The sequence below is a fragment of the Pseudomonas sp. FSL R10-1350 genome (assembly GCF_009600525.1).
In the GTDB taxonomy this organism is placed as follows: Bacteria; Pseudomonadota; Gammaproteobacteria; order Pseudomonadales; family Pseudomonadaceae; genus Aquipseudomonas; species Aquipseudomonas helleri.
Genome location: NZ_WIVR01000023.1, coordinates 1 through 16,343, shown reverse-complemented (window position 1 = coordinate 16,343; position 16,343 = coordinate 1). Strand labels below are relative to the sequence as shown.

Genomic DNA, 16,343 nt, shown 5'->3' with positions numbered 1-16,343 from the left:
AGCCTCCTTACTCCGGGATTACTGCGATCACGTCAATTTCCATCAGCCACTGCGGCTGACCCAGCGCCGACACCACCAGCCCGGTGGAAATCGGGAACACGCCCTTGAGCCATTTACCGACTTCCTGGTACACCGGCTCGCGGTAGCGCGGGTCGATCAGGTAAGTGGTGGTTTTAACGATGTGGCTCAGGTCGCTGCCGGCTTCTTCCAACAGTTGTTTGACGTTGCGCATGGCTTGCTCGGCTTGGGCTCGCGGGTCGCCGAGGCCAATAAGGTTGCCCTCGAAATCGGTGCCCACCTGGCCACGGACATACACCGTGTTACCGGCACGCACGGCCTGGCACAGGTCGTTGTCCAGGCTCTGGTTCGGGTAGGTTTCTTTGGTGTTGAACATGCGGATGCGAGTGTGAGTAGGCATCAAAAAAACTCCAGAAATAGTTAATCAGGCGCTGACAGGCGATTGCCGAACAACCGGTGCGGCGTCGCGGTATTCAAGGTATTGGCGCTGGATGCTGATGTGGTCGGCCACGTATTTGGCGTCGTGCCACACGCCCCAGATAAACGACGAGCCACGGCGTGACTGCCATGGCAATCCGAGGAAATAGATCCCCGATTCGCTCGACACACCGCGCTGGTGCTGCGGTTTGCCAGCGGCGTCAAAGGCATCGACTTGCAGCCAGCTGTAGTCCACGGCAAAGCCGGTGGCCCAGATAATCGAGGTAATCCCGGCGGCGGCCAGGTCCAGTTGCAGAATCGGGTTTTTCACGCAGTCGGCGTCCGGGAACACCCGGCGGGCTTGCGGCTCCAGCGGCAAATCGAGGCCATTGCGCTCGATGTAAGCGTCTGCCGCATCCAGCAGTGCCAGGTAGTTTTCATCGCCACGCTTGAGGTTTTCCAGCAGGTTGGGCTGGAAGCTGGCGACGCCGTTGTTGAACGCCTGGGTCAGCCCCACCAGGATCATGCCTTGCTGAGCCAGCTCACGAAAATCGATGGTTTTGCCACCGTGGGCGCCGCTGACGGCAATCGTCACATGCTCGCGGCCCGGCTTCATCGCCGCCTGATCCCATTCGCCCAGCACCCCCAGCCACCAGCAGAAATCACGGTTACGGTAGGCGCGGGGAGGGCGGTCGTGGGCACCGACCGACAAATACACCTGGCGCCCGGAGCGTTGCAGTTCATCAGCAATCTGCACCCCGGACGAACCCGCGCCCACCACCAGCACGGCACCCGCAGGCAGTTGCGCCGGGTTGCGGTAATCCGCCGAATGGATCTGATGCAGCGCAGTGTCTTGCGGGGCAATGGCCGGGATCACCGGCTTCTGGAACGGGCCGGTGGCTGCAACCACACGCTTGGCGTCGATCACGCCTTCGCTGGTGTGCACGGTAAAGCCCGGGCGGCCATCATTGCGCACCACCGAGAGCACATCGACACCGGTGCGGATCGGCGCATTGAACTTGCGTGCATAGGCTTCAAAGTAATCGGCGACGCGCTCTTTGGGGGCGAAGCCATCGGCGGCCACGTCATCGAATTCCAGGCCAGGGAAACGGTCATGCCAGGCCGGGCCGTTGGCGACCAGCGAATCCCAGCGCCCGGTGCGCCAGCGTTCAGCGATACGACTGCGCTCCAGCACCAGATGAGGCACACCTTGCTTGCTCAGGTGCTCGCTCATGGCCACACCCGCCTGACCAGCCCCCACTACCAAGGTGTCTATTGTTGTTGTCGCTAGCGTCATGTCTCTGTCCTTGCGCAATGCAGTTGGATTCAGTTCGTGCATGACTTCAAGGCTAGGGGGAGGGCTGTTTTAAATAAAATATTATTAAGCTGGGATGTGAGCATAAATATCAGATACAGACGCCCAATCCCCCCCGTAGGAGCTGTCGAGGAACGAAGGCTGCGATCTTGTAATGTCAGGGTCAAAAGATCGCGAGGCGAGCTCGCTCAGACACACGCAGGGGGCGATTCTTATGCCTTTAAGCTATTTAAAAAGCTGTTTTTAGTCTTGGATGAGCCATCAAAACGCCCTCTATAGTGTCGGCCTTTCCACCCCCACCCACCAAGATTGCAGGTCGCTTCATGCCGTCACGTTTTCTGTTCGCTGCACTGTTTCTGGCGCTTGCCGGTTGCGCCAGTGCGCCGCCCGCTGCTGTACACACCAAAGACCCGGCCAGTTCATCACTGCACGGCGACCCGACGCGACCCGCCCAGGCGCAATGGCTGCGCACGGAGCTGTATTTCTCATTGGGGGCGTTGGGCGGCAGCGGCGCTGACGTCATCAGCCCGCAGCGCTGGACAGAGTTTTTGGACAAGGAGGTCACGCCACGCTTTCCGGACGGCTTCAGCGTGCTTGAAGCCTACGGCCAATGGCGCGACCATGGCGCCCCCGAGCCGGAGCGTCTGAGCACCAAAGTGATCGTCATCCTGCACGAAGGCAACGCGCAGCATGAGCAGGACATCGAAGCCATTCGCCTGGCCTGGAAGCGGATCACCGGCGATCTGTCTGTGCTGCGCCTGTCACAACCGGCGCAGGTGTCGTTCTAGTGTGAAAGTTGCCGATTGTCGTCCAGACGTTCGGCTGTCCAGTCCGGGTCGCTTGCCCGGACCGGATTGACCACTTGCAACACCGCATAGCCGAAGCGTTCCTGGAACAACCGGCCGATGGTGGCCAGCGCTTCGCGGTTGGCGCTGTTGTCGGCATGGATCAGGATCATGATGCGCGACGCCAGCTTTTCCGGCTTGCCGGACGGCCCGCGCCATTGCCCGTTGACCTTGTACCAGCTCAGGCCATCCGGGAAGCGTGGCGTTACCTCGGCAGACAAAAACTCATCCCACGCCTGCGGGTCCACGGCGGCAAAGTACAGCTCACTGCGCACCATGGGGCGGCCATCAAGGTCGCCCGCCAGCAGTTTTTTGTCTCGCGTGACGCCCACGGCGACCACGGCGGCAACCACCAGCAGCAGCGCAAACACGCCCCACTTCTTCATAACAGCTCCTCAGTCGATGACGGCTTGATGCTGGTGTTGCCCAGCAACGCCAGCAAAATCGCGCCCAGCACCAGTACGGCAATCCCCAGCAGTGCGCCGTAACCGACGAACACCACGCTGGAATACAGCATGTACAGGCATAGCGAGAAAAACAGCAGCGGCAGCACCGGGTATAAAGGCACTTTGACCGGTCTTGGCGCATCGGGAAACTTGTGTCGCAAGATCAACAGGGCCAGGGTGCTCAGGCTCAGAAACAGCCAGTACACCGGGGTCAGGTATTCCACCATGGTGTTAAAACCGCTTTGCGAAAAGCTGCCAAACAGCACCAACAACAGCGACACGGCGCCAATCGCCAGCAACGCCCGACGTGGCACCCCATGGCGTTTGTCCCACACCGCGAGGCCGCTCAATTGCGGCACTTGCCGCGCCGCTGCGAAGGTGGTGCGGGCACCCACCAGCAGGGTTGAATTGATACTGGCAATCGCTGAAATACCCACCACCAGCAGAATCAGGCCGACTCCGGGCGCACCAAATGCCCTATTCAGCAGTTCGACACCCGGCGCCTCGCTGGCCGCCAGCCCCTCATAGCCCAGGCCCTGAATAAAGGCCCAGTTCAAGGCCAGATAAATAGCCAGCAGCAGGCTCAGCGCGCCGAGCATGGCGATGAACATGCCACGCCGCCCATCACGCACCTCAGCCGACAACGTGGCCGCATCGCTCCAGCCACCAAAGGCCAGAAAAACAAAAATCATTGCTGCAGAAAATCCGGCAAAACCGGTTTGCTCAGGCACCGCCAAGACTTTCGGCACCTCGGGTACAAAATCTTGCCAGGCCAGCCAGCCACCTGCTGCCGCAATGCTCAGAAACCCCAGGGCGAGCAACACCACCAAGGCCGTCTGGGTCAGAAAGCCAATCTCACGGCCGAGCAAATTCAACAGCACCAGGGCGATGATCACCCCGGCGGCAAACAGCCCGGAACCATAAGGCCCGAGCGGCAAAACCGCGTTGACGTAATCGGCAAACATAAAGGCTGAAAGCGCGATCCAGCCGGTGTGCATCACCGAAAAGCGCGACCAGGCAAACAGCATCCCCACGCGCTCGCCATAGGCCAGACGCAAAAAATGGTAGTCACCGCCGGGGTGCGGAAACGCCGTGGCCATCTCTGCAAAGCACAAGGCGCCCGCCATCGACAGCAGCCCGCCGAGGATCCACACCCAATAAAAATGGTCGCTGCCCACATTGAGCGCGACAGTGGGTGCGGTTTTCAAAATATCGGTGGTAATCACCATGCCGAGGGTGACCAGCAATGCCTGGAAAACCGGCAAATGGCGCTGCACACCGGCAATGGCAGATACGTCTTCGCGCATAAGAGTGTTCCCCAAAAGCCCGAATCCCCCTGTAGGAGCGAGCTCGTCTCGCGATCTTTTGACGTTTTAAAAGATCGCGAGGCAAGCTCGCTCCTACACAGAAGATTTAAAACGCGTAAGTAAGACGGGTGTAGTAGTACGCACCGTTGGTGCCGATCGGCGACAGCACGTCATACGGCAGGTTGCCCCCGTAGTTGATTTGCGAGTTGGAGCGGTCCGGGTATTTGTCGGTCAGGTTGGTGCCGCCCACCGCGATGTCGAACGCCGGGGTGAATTTGTATTGCGCTTCAGCATCCAGTTGCCAAACCGCACCGTAGGTTTGCGTCGGCCAGGAGTCGCCAAAATCGAACACGCGGGTGGTTTTGCCCTGACGCGTCAGGCGGCTCATCAGGCCCCAGTGCTGGTTGGCCCAGTTGGTCGACAGCACGATGCGGTCCTTGGGCGCCGCGTCGGTCAAGGTGTTGCGTTCCTCGACACCCACCAGCGCATCGCTGCCGATGCCCAGCCCCGACAACTGCGAAGGTGTGCCACGGGTTTTGGTGACTTTGGTGTGGTTGTAGGTGTAAGCGCCGGTTACGCCCCACACGCCGTCGAACAGCGGCTGGTGGTAGTTGAGCACCAACTCGGCACCGTTGGTGCTGGTGTCGGCGGCGTTGGTGAAGAAGCTCACGTCATGCACGCCCGGCACACCAAAGTTGTCGTTGATGTACTGCTCCAGCGCATCACTGCCAATCCGTTGAGACAAGGTGATGCGGTCTTTGACGGCGATGTGGAACACGTCCAGCGACGCATCAAAGCGGTCGTTGAGCTGAGCGGTGAGGCCGAGGCTGAAGTTTTTCGAGGTTTCCGGGTCGAGCTTCTGGGCCCCCAGGGCGCGGGCGATCGGGCTGTTGACCGGCAACGTGCGGATGTCGGTCAGCACGCCGTTGTCACCGTAGTTGGTGGTGGTGTTCTGGAACCCGACCTGTGCCAGCGACGGCGCGCGGAAGTTGTTCGACACCGCACCTCGCAAGGCCAGTTGCTCAGTCAGGCGGTAGCGCCCGCTGAGCTTGCCGGTGAGTTTGCTGCCCGCGTCGTCGTAATGCTCAAAGCGTGTGGCCACGTCGACAAACAAACGGTCGGTGAGGTCGCCAGACAACTCGGCGTACGTACCGAACACATTGCGGTCCAGGTTCACCTCTTCGCTAGGGCGCAGGCCGTTAGCGCCGTCGGCACCGTTGCCGAAGTAAGAGGCCTGGTCACCGGCAAACGTCAGGTAGTTTTCGTAACGGTATTCTCCGCCCACAGCCAGCACGAACGAGCGATCGGCAAAGCGCACCTCGCGGCTCAAGTCCAGGTTGGCGGTGGTCTGGCGGAACTCATAGTCGCCGGTGTTAAAGCGGGTTGGCGAATCAGCTCCGAGGCTGGGGTTGAAGGTGCGCTGGGTTGAGCCATCGAAGCGGTTGCGCCCGTGGGTGAGGCTGCTGTCGTAGTCCCAGTCATCATCGAGCATGCCTTTAAAGCCTGTGGTCAAAGATAAGTCCTTGTTGTCGCCAAGGGACTGGGGGAGGTAGCCGTTGGGGTAAAACTCCGGGTGTTCATAGGCTTCGCGGTAAAAATCCGAGCCGGTGGTATGGCGCTCGTTGTAGGTGCCGAACGAATAGGCCTTGCTGTCGCCAACAGGCAGTTCCGAGTTGAACCACACGTTCACATCCCGCGCCAGACCATCGCCCATGGCGAAGTTGCGTTGCCCCGGTGTGTCAGCGAAACCGTCATAACCGGCGCGGTTGGTCGGATTGCGGTCTTTGTATTCGGTGCCCACGCGGATAAACCCGCCGTCTTCACCCAGGCGGGTGCCGATCTTGGCCGAAGTCTGGCTGCTCTGGCCGTCTGTGATGCGCTTGCCGATGGCGTTTTCACGGGTGTGATAAACGCCATACGTGGTGGACACTTCGCCGCCTTCCGGAGCGTCATCGAGAATGATGTTGATCACCCCGGCAATCGCGTCGGAACCGTATTGGGCGCCCGCGCCATCGCGCAGCACTTCAATACGTTTGATGGCGCTGATCGGGATCGAGTTGAAGTCCACCGGCGCCGTACCGCGACCGATTTTCGACGAGTCGTTAACCACCGCCGAAGTGTGCCGACGCTTGCCGTTGACCAGCACCAGCACCTGATCGGGGCTCATGCCACGCAATTGCGCGGCCCGCACGTGGTCAGCACCGCCAGAGTTGGACTGGCGCGGAAAGTTGAACGATGGCAGCAAGGTCTGTAGCGCCTGGCCCAGCTCCCCGCTGTTGGCACCGGCCGACTTAAGATCGGCAGCGGTCAACACATCCACCGGGACCGGCGAGTCCAGCACGGTACGGGCCTTACCGCGTGTACCGGTGACCAGCACCGTGTCCAGACGCTCGCTGCTGTCGGCGCCGGGTGCCGGATCGTCGGCGTAAGCTGGCAGCAAAGTAAAGGTTGAGATCACTGCAGCCAGTAAAGAAAGTGAACGGTTATGCATATGCAACTCCTGAACTGCAGCTAATACTCGCCCGTTGCCGAGAACTTGCGTTTTCGGCATTAGCGTCGCGGCAGTACTGCTCTGTCGTTGTTGTTGAGTGTTGGTTGAGTGCGAAACGTGTTACTTGGCCAGCGGTATCCAGGACGCCGTGGCAATCCCTGATGTGTCCCCAAACGCAGGTAGTTTCTGCGCCAGATCGCGAACGTTCTTCACATCAAGGTCCAGCAACTGCTGACGGGTAATCAGCGTTGGCGGGACCAATACTTTTTGCCCCGGATTCTCGCCGGCAATCAGCATTGCCAGGCTGCGAACACTGATTGCCCCGGCCACTTGCGGGTTGACCGCAGCGGTCGCCACCCAGGCGCTGTCAGGTTCTTTCATGATCTGTATGTCGGCCGTGGAAATGTCGGCACTGTAGATTTTCACTTTGGAGCTCAGGCCCGCCTCATCAACGGCAATTTTTGCGCCTTTGGCGAACTCGTCAAACGGCGCAAATATCACGCTGATGCCCGGGTTGGCGCGCAACACGGCACTGGCCTGGTCGGCGACCGAGTTGGCAATCGGCGGGTTGAGCGTGCCAAAACGGGCCTTCTCGACAATGCCCGGATTCGCCGCCTTGACCTGGGTCCAGATCTCGTTGCGCAACTCCATCGGGGTAAAACCGCTGATGTACACATACCCGGCATCGAACTTCGTGCCGTTGTCTTTGACTGCCTGCTCCAGCGCCAAACGCGCCAATGCGTGGTGGTCCTGCTCGACCTGAGTCACTTTCGGGTTGTTCAGGTCGACGTCAAAGGTCACCACCTTGATGCCTTTGGCCACGGCTTTATCGATCGAGTCCTTGAGGGTTTCGGCCAGGCCCAGTTGCACGATGATGCCGTCGACCCCCAGATCAATCGCCTGCTCGATCATCTCGCGCTGACTGGCTGCCTGTTGCCGCGCATCGAAAATCCGCAGCGTCGCACCCAGGGCTTTGGTCTGTTTCTCGACGCCTTGCAGGTAGGCTTCAGGGAAGTCGCCGGAAAACAGATAACCGACCATGGCGATCTGCACATTGCCTTTGTCGAAGGGCGCGGGGGCGCCCGGCAAGCCGGCTGCCTGCACGCCCAAAGCCGCGCCTGACAGCAGCGCACCGGCCAGAGCATGGCGAATGGCGCTTTTGATGGATGTGTACATAGGTGATCCTTGCAAGTAAGGGCGTCCAGATCAGCGCACGCGCTGTCCGACACCAAAGGTGAAAATCAGCGCCAGCACCAACACCAGTCCTTTGACGAAATCCTGGGCGTAATAGGGTGCGTTGAGCATCGTCAATCCATTGAGCAAGGTGGCCACCAGTAACGCGCCTATCAACGTGCCAAACGCGTTGGGTTTCTTCGCGCCCAGCACGGCAAAACCAATCAGCGCTGCGCCCAGTGCATCCAGCACCAGCCCGTTGCCGGAGCTGACATCGCCGCGCCCCAGCCGCGCCGCCAGCAGCAAACCGCCCACTGACGCCAGCAAGGACGACAGCACGTACGCCAGCAGTTTGTAGCGATGCACCGGAGCGCCCGCCAGGTGCGCCGCTTGCTCGTTGCCGCCGATGGCATAAAACAACCGGCCGATGCGCGCCCGCTCCAGAAACAGCCACACGGCCAGCGCTGCGACAGCGGTTACCAGCACCGGAACCGGCACCGTGTCCCACAACCGACCGCGCCCCAGCGCCAGAAAAGCCGCACTGAATACGCCTTCGGTTTCCTCGCCGTTGGGCAGCGTCATGCCCACCGCAATCGAGCGTCCGCCGGTGGGAATCAGTTGCACACCGATCACCAAAAACATGCTGCCCAAGGTGGCGAGAATGTCCGGCACGCGCATTTTGACGATCAGCCAGCCGTTAAAAAGACCGACCAAAGCCCCGCCCGCCAGGCTGATCAACACCGCAGGCACGGCGCCCCAGCCCAGCACCACCATCACGTAGCTGGCGATCATCAGGCTCATCGCCGCCACCGCGCCGATGGACAAATCAAGGCCGCCCACGGCCATGGTCAAGGTCACGCCAAGGGCCAGCAAGGCGACGATGGACACCGACTGCAAAATGATGAACAGGTTGTTGACCCGCAAAAAGGCCGGTTCGGCAATGCTGAAAAACACCACCACGGCGGCCAGCACCAGCAGCAGGCCATAACGGATCAACGCGTCCAGCACGCGCTTGGGCTTGGGGGCACTGCCCGGCAAAGAAGAAATCAAATCAGCCACGCGCACTACTCCCGGGCGTTGCGGTACGGTTTAAAGGGGAAGAGCAAGGGGTAGGGGATGGAACGTCACTGCCCACCAATTGCGCCACCAGCGTGGCGCGGTTCAACCCGGCACGAGCGTAGTCAGCGACCACGGCAAAATCACGCACCACCAAAATTCTGTCGGCGATCTCCAGGGCCTCGTCCACGTCAGTGCAAATCACCAACGTGGCCCGGCCTTCGCAGCTGTTACGCAGCAAATGGCCAATCTCGCGGCGGGCGCGCACATCCACACCCTGGAACGGCTCATCGAGCATCAACACACGGCCGTTGCCCAGCAGCCAGCGGCCCAGCACGACTTTCTGCTGGTTGCCGCCAGACAGCGTCTCCATGGGCAATTCGATCCCGGCGGTCTTCACCCCCAGCGCGGTCACGGCGTCTTGTACCGCCTGCGCCTCCAGCCGCGTATTGATAAATCCGTAGCGGGTAAAACGCTGCAAAAAGGGCAGGGTCAGGGTTTTGCGCAATGAAAACCCTGGAATCAACGAATGGCTGGCGCGGTCTTCGGCGGCGTAAAACACCCCGGCTTTAACTGCGTGTTCCGGCGAATTGAACAGCCCGGCAACACCCTCCACGTGCAGCGTTCCGGCAGCCGGGCGACGCAAACCGAACAGCACCTCGGCAATTTCACTTTTGCCCGCGCCCAACAGCCCGGTGAGCGCCACCACCTGACCTTCGTGCAGGTTCAAATCAAACTCAGCGGCGTTCGCCATGACCTTCGCTGCGCGCAAACTCAACACCTCGCGGCCCGCCGCACGCGGCTCAAAAGGCCGGGTGTCCGGCGCTTCACCGAGCATGGCGTACACCGCTTCGGTGAGTTGATCGGCAGCAAATTCACCGGCCAGCCTGCCGTCACGCAACACCACGGCGCGATCCGCCAGACGCTGCAAATCGGACAAGCGATGGGAGATATAAACAATCGCCACCCCGCGCTCGCGCAAGGTATCGACCAGGGCAAATAAACGTTGCGCTTCGGTGTCCGAGAGAGCGGCGGTCGGCTCATCCAGAATCAACAAACGGGGCTGCAAGGCAAAAGCCCGGGCCAACACCACCAGTTGGCGTTCTGCCTGGCCGAGGTGCTCAATCGGCTGCTCCAGTGGCAGATCCAGCCCCAGTCCGGCAGCGATTACCGAGGCACGTTGCAACACGCGTTTGCGCCCCAGCCAAAACCCGGCACCGGGTTGGCACAACTCATCCAGCAGCAGGTTTTCCGCCACGCTCAAACCCGGCGCAATCGCGTCATTGACGTGCTGATGCACCGCCACAATCCCGACCTCACGCGCCGCCAGCGGCGAATTGAAACGCTGCAACTGCCCGTCAACCAACAGCTCGCCCGCATCATGGGACTGGCTGCCAGCGAGGATCTTCACCAGCGTCGATTTGCCCGCGCCATTGGCACCCAACAACGCCACGACTTCGGCGGGGTAAATCTGCAAGTCCACACGATCCAGGGCACGGTTGGCCCCGAACGATTTACTCAAACCGCACACACGAATCAGCGGATCAGGCGCCACAGCGGCAGACGCGTTCATAAAAAGTACCGAAACAGAAGTCGCTGAAACATCAGCAAACACAAGACGTTGGGGCCGCGATTAAAAGCATTTCCCTAGGAACAATCCAATATATGTATCGAATATGAAATATCTTTTAGTTATATGAGGATGCGCCCGGATGGGCGCAGAGGGGGGGCAGTTCACTGTGTAGGAGCTAGCTTGTCTCGCGATCTGTTGATCTTGATCTGGCTTTTGATCTAAGAGATCGCGGCTTCTCCTACGGAATGAAATAACCAATCACCGGCACAATCAGCAGCGTGCTGATCGCCATCGACAACACATTGCCAATGTAAGGGTGCATGTACTGGGGCAACTGCCGGGCAATGGCGTGGGCCAAAGGCGGGGCGACCAGAGCCCCCAGCACAGCGCTGGCGATCATCACCGTCGCGCTGGCGCCGTAGGTCAGCACCGCAGCCGGAACCACTGACACCAGCGGCACATACGTGGGGTACCAGCCGAGTTTCTGCCATTGGCTGCGCCAAATAATCACGCCCACTAACGAGGTGAATGCCTGTGCTGCGACCAAATGCAGCAGCAAGCCTGAACCATAAGCAGGGCTCAACGGGTTCAATGCATAGGCCAGTAAAACGCCAGCCAACATTCCCAGGCTGGCCCACTCATTGCCAAAAAAAGGCGCTTCGGAAAAGTCTGCCAATACCCGGCGTAACGTCCAGATCACCCCGTAGTCAGGCTTGGGCCTGGCGGCGGGCTTTTCAACGACGGGTTCGACCTGGCTTTTGACCAGTACGGGCACACACCGGCACAAGCCAAAAGCCAGCGCACTGCCCAGCGCCATGCCCAGTACATTGCCAATCACAACGGGCAACCCCAACGGCAGGCAGACGAAGTTAACCATCAGCAGGCAACAAGGTGTGACCAGCAGGGCCCCGAGAACCGCTCCGTTGAGGGTGACTTTCCAGCCGGCACCAAACAGCAACACCATCGCGGCGGGCAAGGACACAAAGGCGGCAAACGTTGGCTGCCAGGTGTCGGCAGTCAACGTCCAGCCCCACAGTGCATTGCTCAGCGCCAACCCCAGCAGTGAACTGGTGACCAGCCAGGGCCACAGTCCCGTGCCATAGCTGATGCTGAACCCTTGCCACGTTTTGGCGTACCGATTGGCCCAATACCCCAGGGCACCCCCAAACAACAGCCCCAGCGAGGCGAACTCGTGCTTGTAAAAAGCGACTTCGCTGATATCGCCGATCACCCAGCGCAGCCAGGCCAGCGGTGAAGGCCAGTCGCCCATCATGTCGGCATATCCGGGCCAGTAACCGGTTGCCGATGCTGAGTAGAACCACGATAAACCGCCCATCAAAATAATGATTAGCAGCGCGCTGGCTGCAAGCAAAACCAGGTAACGCACTGACGCAGTGGAAGACGCTCTTGGTGATAAAGACGACATGATGGCGTCCTCATCAGCGTGGAAGGAGAGGGTGGTCGGTATAGCCGAGCATGGCGTCATACACATCGACCCGGCGGTCGCGATGCAGGTCGTTCAAACTGTTCCAGATCGGCGCACTGCGTGCGCTGGTCAGATCAATATCGGCATAGAGAATGGTCTGCTCATCCGCTGAGGCCACCTTGCCGATGGGCCAGCCATTGGTCCCGGTAATCAGCGAGCAGCCCAGATAGCGTTCGCCTTGTTCCTCACCGATGCGGTTGGCGGCGGCAATAAACACGTTGTTAGCGTGAGCAGCGGTCATCGTCAGGTACGAGGCCATGCATTTTCCGCTGTCATCGAACAGAGGCGGTGGCGTCCAGATCCAGTTGTTCAGACTGCAGATAATGTCGGCGCCTTGCAGACTCAACAGGCGCGGCACTTCGGGAAACCAGATGTCCCAGCAAATCAGCAGGCCGATGCGGCCAATGGGCGTGTCAAACACCGGAAACCCCAGATTGCCGGGAGTAAACCAGAGCTTCTCGCGGTTCCATAAGTGGGCCTTGCGGTACTTGCCAATAAAACCGCCCGGGCCCACCAGCACCGCGCTGTCAAACAACTGCACACCGTCACGTTCCGCCAGCCCTGCGGCCAGATACACCTGATGCTTTCGGGCAAAATCGAGCCAGGCCTGCATGCTCGGACCCTCGGGAATCAACTCGGCATGCAGGAAGGCTTCCTGGCGAGTGCCGAACAAATACCCGGTATTGGCCAACTCCGGCAGCACAATAAGATTTGCCCCGTTAATGGCCGCCTCGCGGGCCAATTCAAGGCTGTGCTCCAGATTGGCCTGGCTATGTTGAATACCCACCTGCGGATCGAATTGCACAACCGCAACGCGCACTGCACTGACCGCTTCGTTCATGGCTGACACCTCTTTTTTATTGTTATGACCCGCTGGTTTGCGGGTCTTTAGTAAGAGGATTTATCAGTGCGGGTGTATGTCGGTTGTGTCCGCTTGGTGTGTAGTCCGTTGCCTTGTCTGGGTTGTTACATATCAAACGGGACTACATAAGAGGGGAATTAAACTGGCTTTCGACATGCGTAGTTACTACATGATCTGCCCCCTTTCGTAGGTGCTGCCGCAGGCTGCGATCTTTTAAAAAAATCAAAAGATCGCAGCCTGCGGCAGCACCTACTGAGGGGGACTGAACGGATTACAGCAGCTTGGGCAGCACTGTAGAACTGGCCCGCACTTGCAACTGCGGGGTCAGCACAATCGATTCAACGGCTTCGCCCTTGATCCGTTTCAGCAATAACTCCACCGCCTGCTGGCCCATTTCAGCCAGTGGCAAGCGCACGCTGGTCAGTGGCACGGTGAGTTCGTGGGCGAGGGCGATGTCGTTGAAGCCGACCACGGCGATGTCTTTGCCCGGCAGCAGGCCTTTGTCCCGTGCAGCGCCCATCAGACCGATGGCGAGGAAGTCGTTGACCGCGAAAAACGCTTGCGGGCGCGGGCTCAGCCCCAGCAGGTGCTCACCTTGCTGGTGCCCGGTGAGGCTGTCAAAGGGGCCGTTGAGGGTCCATTCCGGGCGCAAAGTGATGCCTTGTTCGCGAAAGTAACGGGTGAAGCCGCGTGTGCGATCGGCGCCGGTTGAGGCGTGGCGTTCGCCCGCCAGTATCGCGACGTCGCGCCAGCCCAGGGTGTACAAATGCTCCGCTGCCAACCAGCCGCCCAGCTCATCGTTACTGCACGACGCGACTTGCCCGGCTATCTGGCGGCTGACCAGCACGTAAGGGATGTGTTTGCGGGTCAATAACTCGAACAGTGGCTGGGTTTCCCCCACGTGGGAGTCAGCCACGATCAGTCCGGCCACCGAGCGGCGCAAGGCGTGTTCGGCACGTTGCATCTGGCGCACGGGCTGGTCGTCGGTGTTGGACACGAACGTGAGGTAGCCCGCCTGTTCAGCGCTGCTGTCGATGCTGTCGTAAATGGTCGCCATCACCAGGTCGGTGATGCGCGGCATCAGTACGCAGATTTCCTCACTTTTACGCAGTTTCAGGTTAGATGCCTGCGTGTTAGGTCGATAATCCAGCTCTTTCGCCAATGCACGAATACGCTCAATCACCTCGGCCGATGCCGCCCGTTCGACGCCCGCCGGATCGCCGTTGAGCACCCTGGACACGGTGGACACATGCACGCCAAGTGCAGTCGCCATGGACTTGAGGGTGGCGGGGCGGGCTGGGTTTGGCATGTTCGAGGGGTTTCCTGCTGTCTGTTATGAGCGCGCGGATTCTACCTGAACGGGCGATTTTCGGCCGGACAAAATTTTTACCCAAACGTTTGACTAAAATTTTTACTCGCTCTACATTTCGTCAACCCAAACGTTTGGGTAAAAAAATAAAAATACGCCGGAAGCGGCCGACTTTTTGACTTCTGCCATCATTTGAAGAGTCAGATACCTATGAACAACCCAGCTATCCCTTCCTTCCGCTATCAGATTTTCTTCTTGATCATGCTGATGGCGCTGCTCAATTACATTGATCGCGGCGCCATTGCCTACGCATCGGCGAGTATCCTTCCCGAGTACGGTTTCGACAAAGCTGACTGGGGCAAGGTGCTGGGTTACTTCGGTTACGGTTACATTTTGGGGGCGTTGATCGGCGGCATTCTGGCCGACCGTTTTGGCGCCAAGCGTATCTGGCTGATTGCCGGTGCCACTTGGTCGATCTTTGAAATCGCGACCGCTTTTGCCGGTGACTTCGGTCTGGCATTTTTGGGCGGCTCGGCGATGGCCGGTTTCGCCACCATCCGGGTGATGTTCGGTTTCGCCGAAGGCCCGGCTTACTCGGTCATCAACAAGAGCGTGGCGAACTGGGCGACCCCAAAAGAGCGCGGTTTTGTGGTGTCGGTGGGTTTGCTCAGCACACCGCTGGGCGCTCTGTTGACCGCGCCGATTGCGGTAGGCCTGCAAACCCTGACCGGCGACTGGCGCAGCATGTTCGTGATTTTGGGTGTGATCAGCCTGGCGCTGTTGATTTTCTTCATGACGCGCTTCACCAACACCCCCGATGAAAACCCGCGAGTGTCCAAGGCCGAACTGGACTACCTGCGCAAAGAGCGCGCCGAAGCGGTCAATGCCTCGACGCCAACCACCACGCTGACACCGGTCTGGCACTTCTTCAAAAACAAGGACCTGCTGCTCAACGCGGTCGGCTACTTCTCGTTCGTCTACGTGACCTTCCTGCTGCTGACCTGGACCCCCAAATACCTTCAGGACGAGTTCCACTACAACCTGTCCTCGCTGTGGTACATGGGCATGATCCCGTGGACCGGTGCCTGCTTTACCGTGCTGCTGGGCGGCAAAATCTCCGACCTGCTGCTGCGCCGTACCGGCAACCTGAAAGTCGCCCGCAGCTGGCTGGCCGCGACTTGCCTGCTGTTGACCACGCTGTGCTTCATCATGGTTTCGCAGGCCCAGACCGTCTGGGGCGTGATTGCCCTGATGACCCTGGCCAACGCCCTCAACGCGCTTCCTAACTCGGTGTACTGGGCCGTGGTCATCGACACGGCGCCCTCCAACCGCGTCGGCGCCTACAGCGGCATGACCCACTTTATTGCCAACACCGCTTCGTTCATTGCCCCGATGCTGACCGGCTACCTGACCGTTCGCTACGGCTATTCGTCGATGTTCGTGGCCGCCGCCGTGGCGACCGCGTTGGGCATGAGCGCGATGTTGATGGTGCGCCCAGGCGGCCGTCCGGCTGCTTCCCCCCTTCCTGCTGCTGTTTGATTGAGGTGTTTGTATGAGCCCGGTACTACCTGCCCATGCTGGCTATTTTTTCGGTCGATCGGTCGTCGAACTGGCTGAACGCCTGCGCGACGGCAGCTTGACCAGCGTTGAACTGACCCAGGCCGCTCTCGACAGCATCGAGCGGCTGAACCCGACCCTGAACGCCTTCGTTCAAGTGGATGCACCGGTTGCACTGGCCCAGGCGCGCAAGGCCGACGACCTTTTGGCCCAAGGCCAGGACCTGGGGCCGCTGCACGGCATACCCGTGGCGGTCAAAGACAACATCGACACGTTGGACTACGTCAGCACCTATGGCTCGGCGCATTTCGAAGGCTTCAGGCCGCGTCGTGATGCCGTTTGTGTGCAGCGTTTGCGCGAGGCGGGTGCGGTGATTGTCGGCAAAACCCTGACCCATGAATTCGCCTACGGCCCGACGGGCGACCGCTCGCTACAGGGCGCGGCCCGCAACCCGTGGGACCCGGATTGCATCACGGGCGGCTCCAGCG

14 protein-coding genes are annotated in these 16,343 nt (G+C 60.0%); 3 read left to right on the top strand and 11 right to left on the bottom strand.

The genetic code is table 11. From position 1 onward, the window contains the following. Positions 1 to 7 precede the first annotated feature (7 nt). Together GHO25_RS12555 and GHO25_RS12550 are read right to left on the bottom strand one after the other, a co-directional pair. Positions 8 to 418, bottom strand: coding sequence for a RidA family protein (locus GHO25_RS12555; RefSeq protein ID WP_047293191.1), 411 nt, complete (start codon positions 416 to 418; stop codon positions 8 to 10). 24 nt (positions 419 to 442) lie between these two features. Further along, positions 443 to 1,774, bottom strand: coding sequence for an NAD(P)/FAD-dependent oxidoreductase (locus GHO25_RS12550; RefSeq protein ID WP_178110076.1), 1,332 nt, complete (start codon positions 1,772 to 1,774; stop codon positions 443 to 445). Positions 1,775 to 2,073: 299 nt separating this feature from the next. Between GHO25_RS12550 and GHO25_RS12545 the strand changes: the two genes are divergently transcribed. Then, positions 2,074 to 2,538, top strand: coding sequence for a DUF3574 domain-containing protein (locus tag GHO25_RS12545; RefSeq protein ID WP_153390910.1), 465 nt, complete (start codon positions 2,074 to 2,076; stop codon positions 2,536 to 2,538). On the opposite strand, the gene GHO25_RS12540 is transcribed toward GHO25_RS12545, so the two are convergent. The 9 genes from GHO25_RS12540 to GHO25_RS12500 form a co-directional block, all read right to left on the bottom strand. Then, positions 2,535 to 2,981 (bottom strand): DUF3574 domain-containing protein, encoded by a 447-nt coding sequence (locus GHO25_RS12540; protein WP_153390909.1) that lies wholly within the window; start codon positions 2,979 to 2,981, stop codon positions 2,535 to 2,537. The two genes, GHO25_RS12545 and GHO25_RS12540, sit on opposite strands and share 4 nt — an antisense overlap. Next, entirely contained in the window at positions 2,978 to 4,348 is a 1,371-nt protein-coding gene (locus GHO25_RS12535; protein WP_153390908.1) for an APC family permease, read from the bottom strand. The genes GHO25_RS12540 and GHO25_RS12535 overlap by 4 nt, the downstream gene beginning before the upstream one ends. A gap of 106 nt (positions 4,349 to 4,454) precedes the next feature. Beyond that, on the bottom strand, positions 4,455 to 6,839 hold the full coding sequence (locus tag GHO25_RS12530; RefSeq protein ID WP_153390907.1) for a TonB-dependent siderophore receptor: 2,385 nt from the start codon (positions 6,837 to 6,839) through the stop codon (positions 4,455 to 4,457). 120 nt (positions 6,840 to 6,959) lie between these two features. Continuing rightward, on the bottom strand, positions 6,960 to 8,015 hold the full coding sequence (locus GHO25_RS12525) for a substrate-binding domain-containing protein (protein ID WP_048369296.1): 1,056 nt from the start codon (positions 8,013 to 8,015) through the stop codon (positions 6,960 to 6,962). Between the two features lie 30 nt (positions 8,016 to 8,045). Next, entirely contained in the window at positions 8,046 to 9,062 is a 1,017-nt protein-coding gene (locus tag GHO25_RS12520; protein WP_088500386.1) for an ABC transporter permease, read from the bottom strand. Position 9,063: 1 nt separating this feature from the next. Continuing rightward, a complete protein-coding gene (locus GHO25_RS12515; protein ID WP_153390906.1) occupies positions 9,064 to 10,641 on the bottom strand; it encodes a sugar ABC transporter ATP-binding protein in 1,578 nt (525 codons plus the stop codon). A gap of 238 nt (positions 10,642 to 10,879) precedes the next feature. Then, positions 10,880 to 12,067: a hypothetical protein gene (locus GHO25_RS12510; RefSeq protein WP_153390905.1), complete on the bottom strand. Its 1,188-nt coding sequence runs from the start codon at positions 12,065 to 12,067 to the stop codon at positions 10,880 to 10,882. Between the two features lie 13 nt (positions 12,068 to 12,080). Further along, positions 12,081 to 12,968 (bottom strand): nitrilase family protein, encoded by an 888-nt coding sequence (locus GHO25_RS12505; RefSeq protein ID WP_153336298.1) that lies wholly within the window; start codon positions 12,966 to 12,968, stop codon positions 12,081 to 12,083. Between the two features lie 292 nt (positions 12,969 to 13,260). After that, the gene (locus tag GHO25_RS12500; RefSeq protein WP_153390904.1) at positions 13,261 to 14,298 is read right to left on the bottom strand and encodes a LacI family DNA-binding transcriptional regulator; all 1,038 of its coding nucleotides are present in this window, start codon (positions 14,296 to 14,298) and stop codon (positions 13,261 to 13,263) included. Between the two features lie 210 nt (positions 14,299 to 14,508). Here GHO25_RS12500 and GHO25_RS12495 point away from each other — a divergent pair, with 210 nt between their 5' ends. Continuing rightward, positions 14,509 to 15,837, top strand: a complete 1,329-nt coding sequence (locus GHO25_RS12495) for an MFS transporter (RefSeq protein ID WP_153336296.1) — start codon at positions 14,509 to 14,511, stop codon at positions 15,835 to 15,837. Positions 15,838 to 15,850: 13 nt separating this feature from the next. Continuing rightward, a partial coding sequence (locus GHO25_RS12490) for an amidase (protein ID WP_178110075.1) occupies positions 15,851 to 16,343 on the top strand: 493 nt, incomplete at its 3' end.

What these genes read in the sequence shown, in the direction of transcription:
- GHO25_RS12510 (WP_153390905.1), bottom strand. Translation starts at nt 12,067, where the DNA reads ATGTCGTCTTTATCACCAAGAGCGTCTTCCACTGCGTCAGTGCGTTAC.
- GHO25_RS12535 (WP_153390908.1), bottom strand. Translation starts at nt 4,348, where the DNA reads ATGCGCGAAGACGTATCTGCCATTGCCGGTGTGCAGCGCCATTTGCCG.
- GHO25_RS12495 (WP_153336296.1), top strand. Translation starts at nt 14,509, where the DNA reads ATGAACAACCCAGCTATCCCTTCCTTCCGCTATCAGATTTTCTTCTTG.
- GHO25_RS12540 (WP_153390909.1), bottom strand. Translation starts at nt 2,981, where the DNA reads ATGAAGAAGTGGGGCGTGTTTGCGCTGCTGCTGGTGGTTGCCGCCGTG.
- GHO25_RS12555 (WP_047293191.1), bottom strand. Translation starts at nt 418, where the DNA reads ATGCCTACTCACACTCGCATCCGCATGTTCAACACCAAAGAAACCTAC.
- GHO25_RS12545 (WP_153390910.1), top strand. Translation starts at nt 2,074, where the DNA reads ATGCCGTCACGTTTTCTGTTCGCTGCACTGTTTCTGGCGCTTGCCGGT.
- GHO25_RS12515 (WP_153390906.1), bottom strand. Translation starts at nt 10,641, where the DNA reads ATGAACGCGTCTGCCGCTGTGGCGCCTGATCCGCTGATTCGTGTGTGC.
- GHO25_RS12550 (WP_178110076.1), bottom strand. Translation starts at nt 1,774, where the DNA reads ATGCACGAACTGAATCCAACTGCATTGCGCAAGGACAGAGACATGACG.
- GHO25_RS12525 (WP_048369296.1), bottom strand. Translation starts at nt 8,015, where the DNA reads ATGTACACATCCATCAAAAGCGCCATTCGCCATGCTCTGGCCGGTGCG.
- GHO25_RS12505 (WP_153336298.1), bottom strand. Translation starts at nt 12,968, where the DNA reads ATGAACGAAGCGGTCAGTGCAGTGCGCGTTGCGGTTGTGCAATTCGAT.
- GHO25_RS12500 (WP_153390904.1), bottom strand. Translation starts at nt 14,298, where the DNA reads ATGCCAAACCCAGCCCGCCCCGCCACCCTCAAGTCCATGGCGACTGCA.
- GHO25_RS12530 (WP_153390907.1), bottom strand. Translation starts at nt 6,839, where the DNA reads ATGCATAACCGTTCACTTTCTTTACTGGCTGCAGTGATCTCAACCTTT.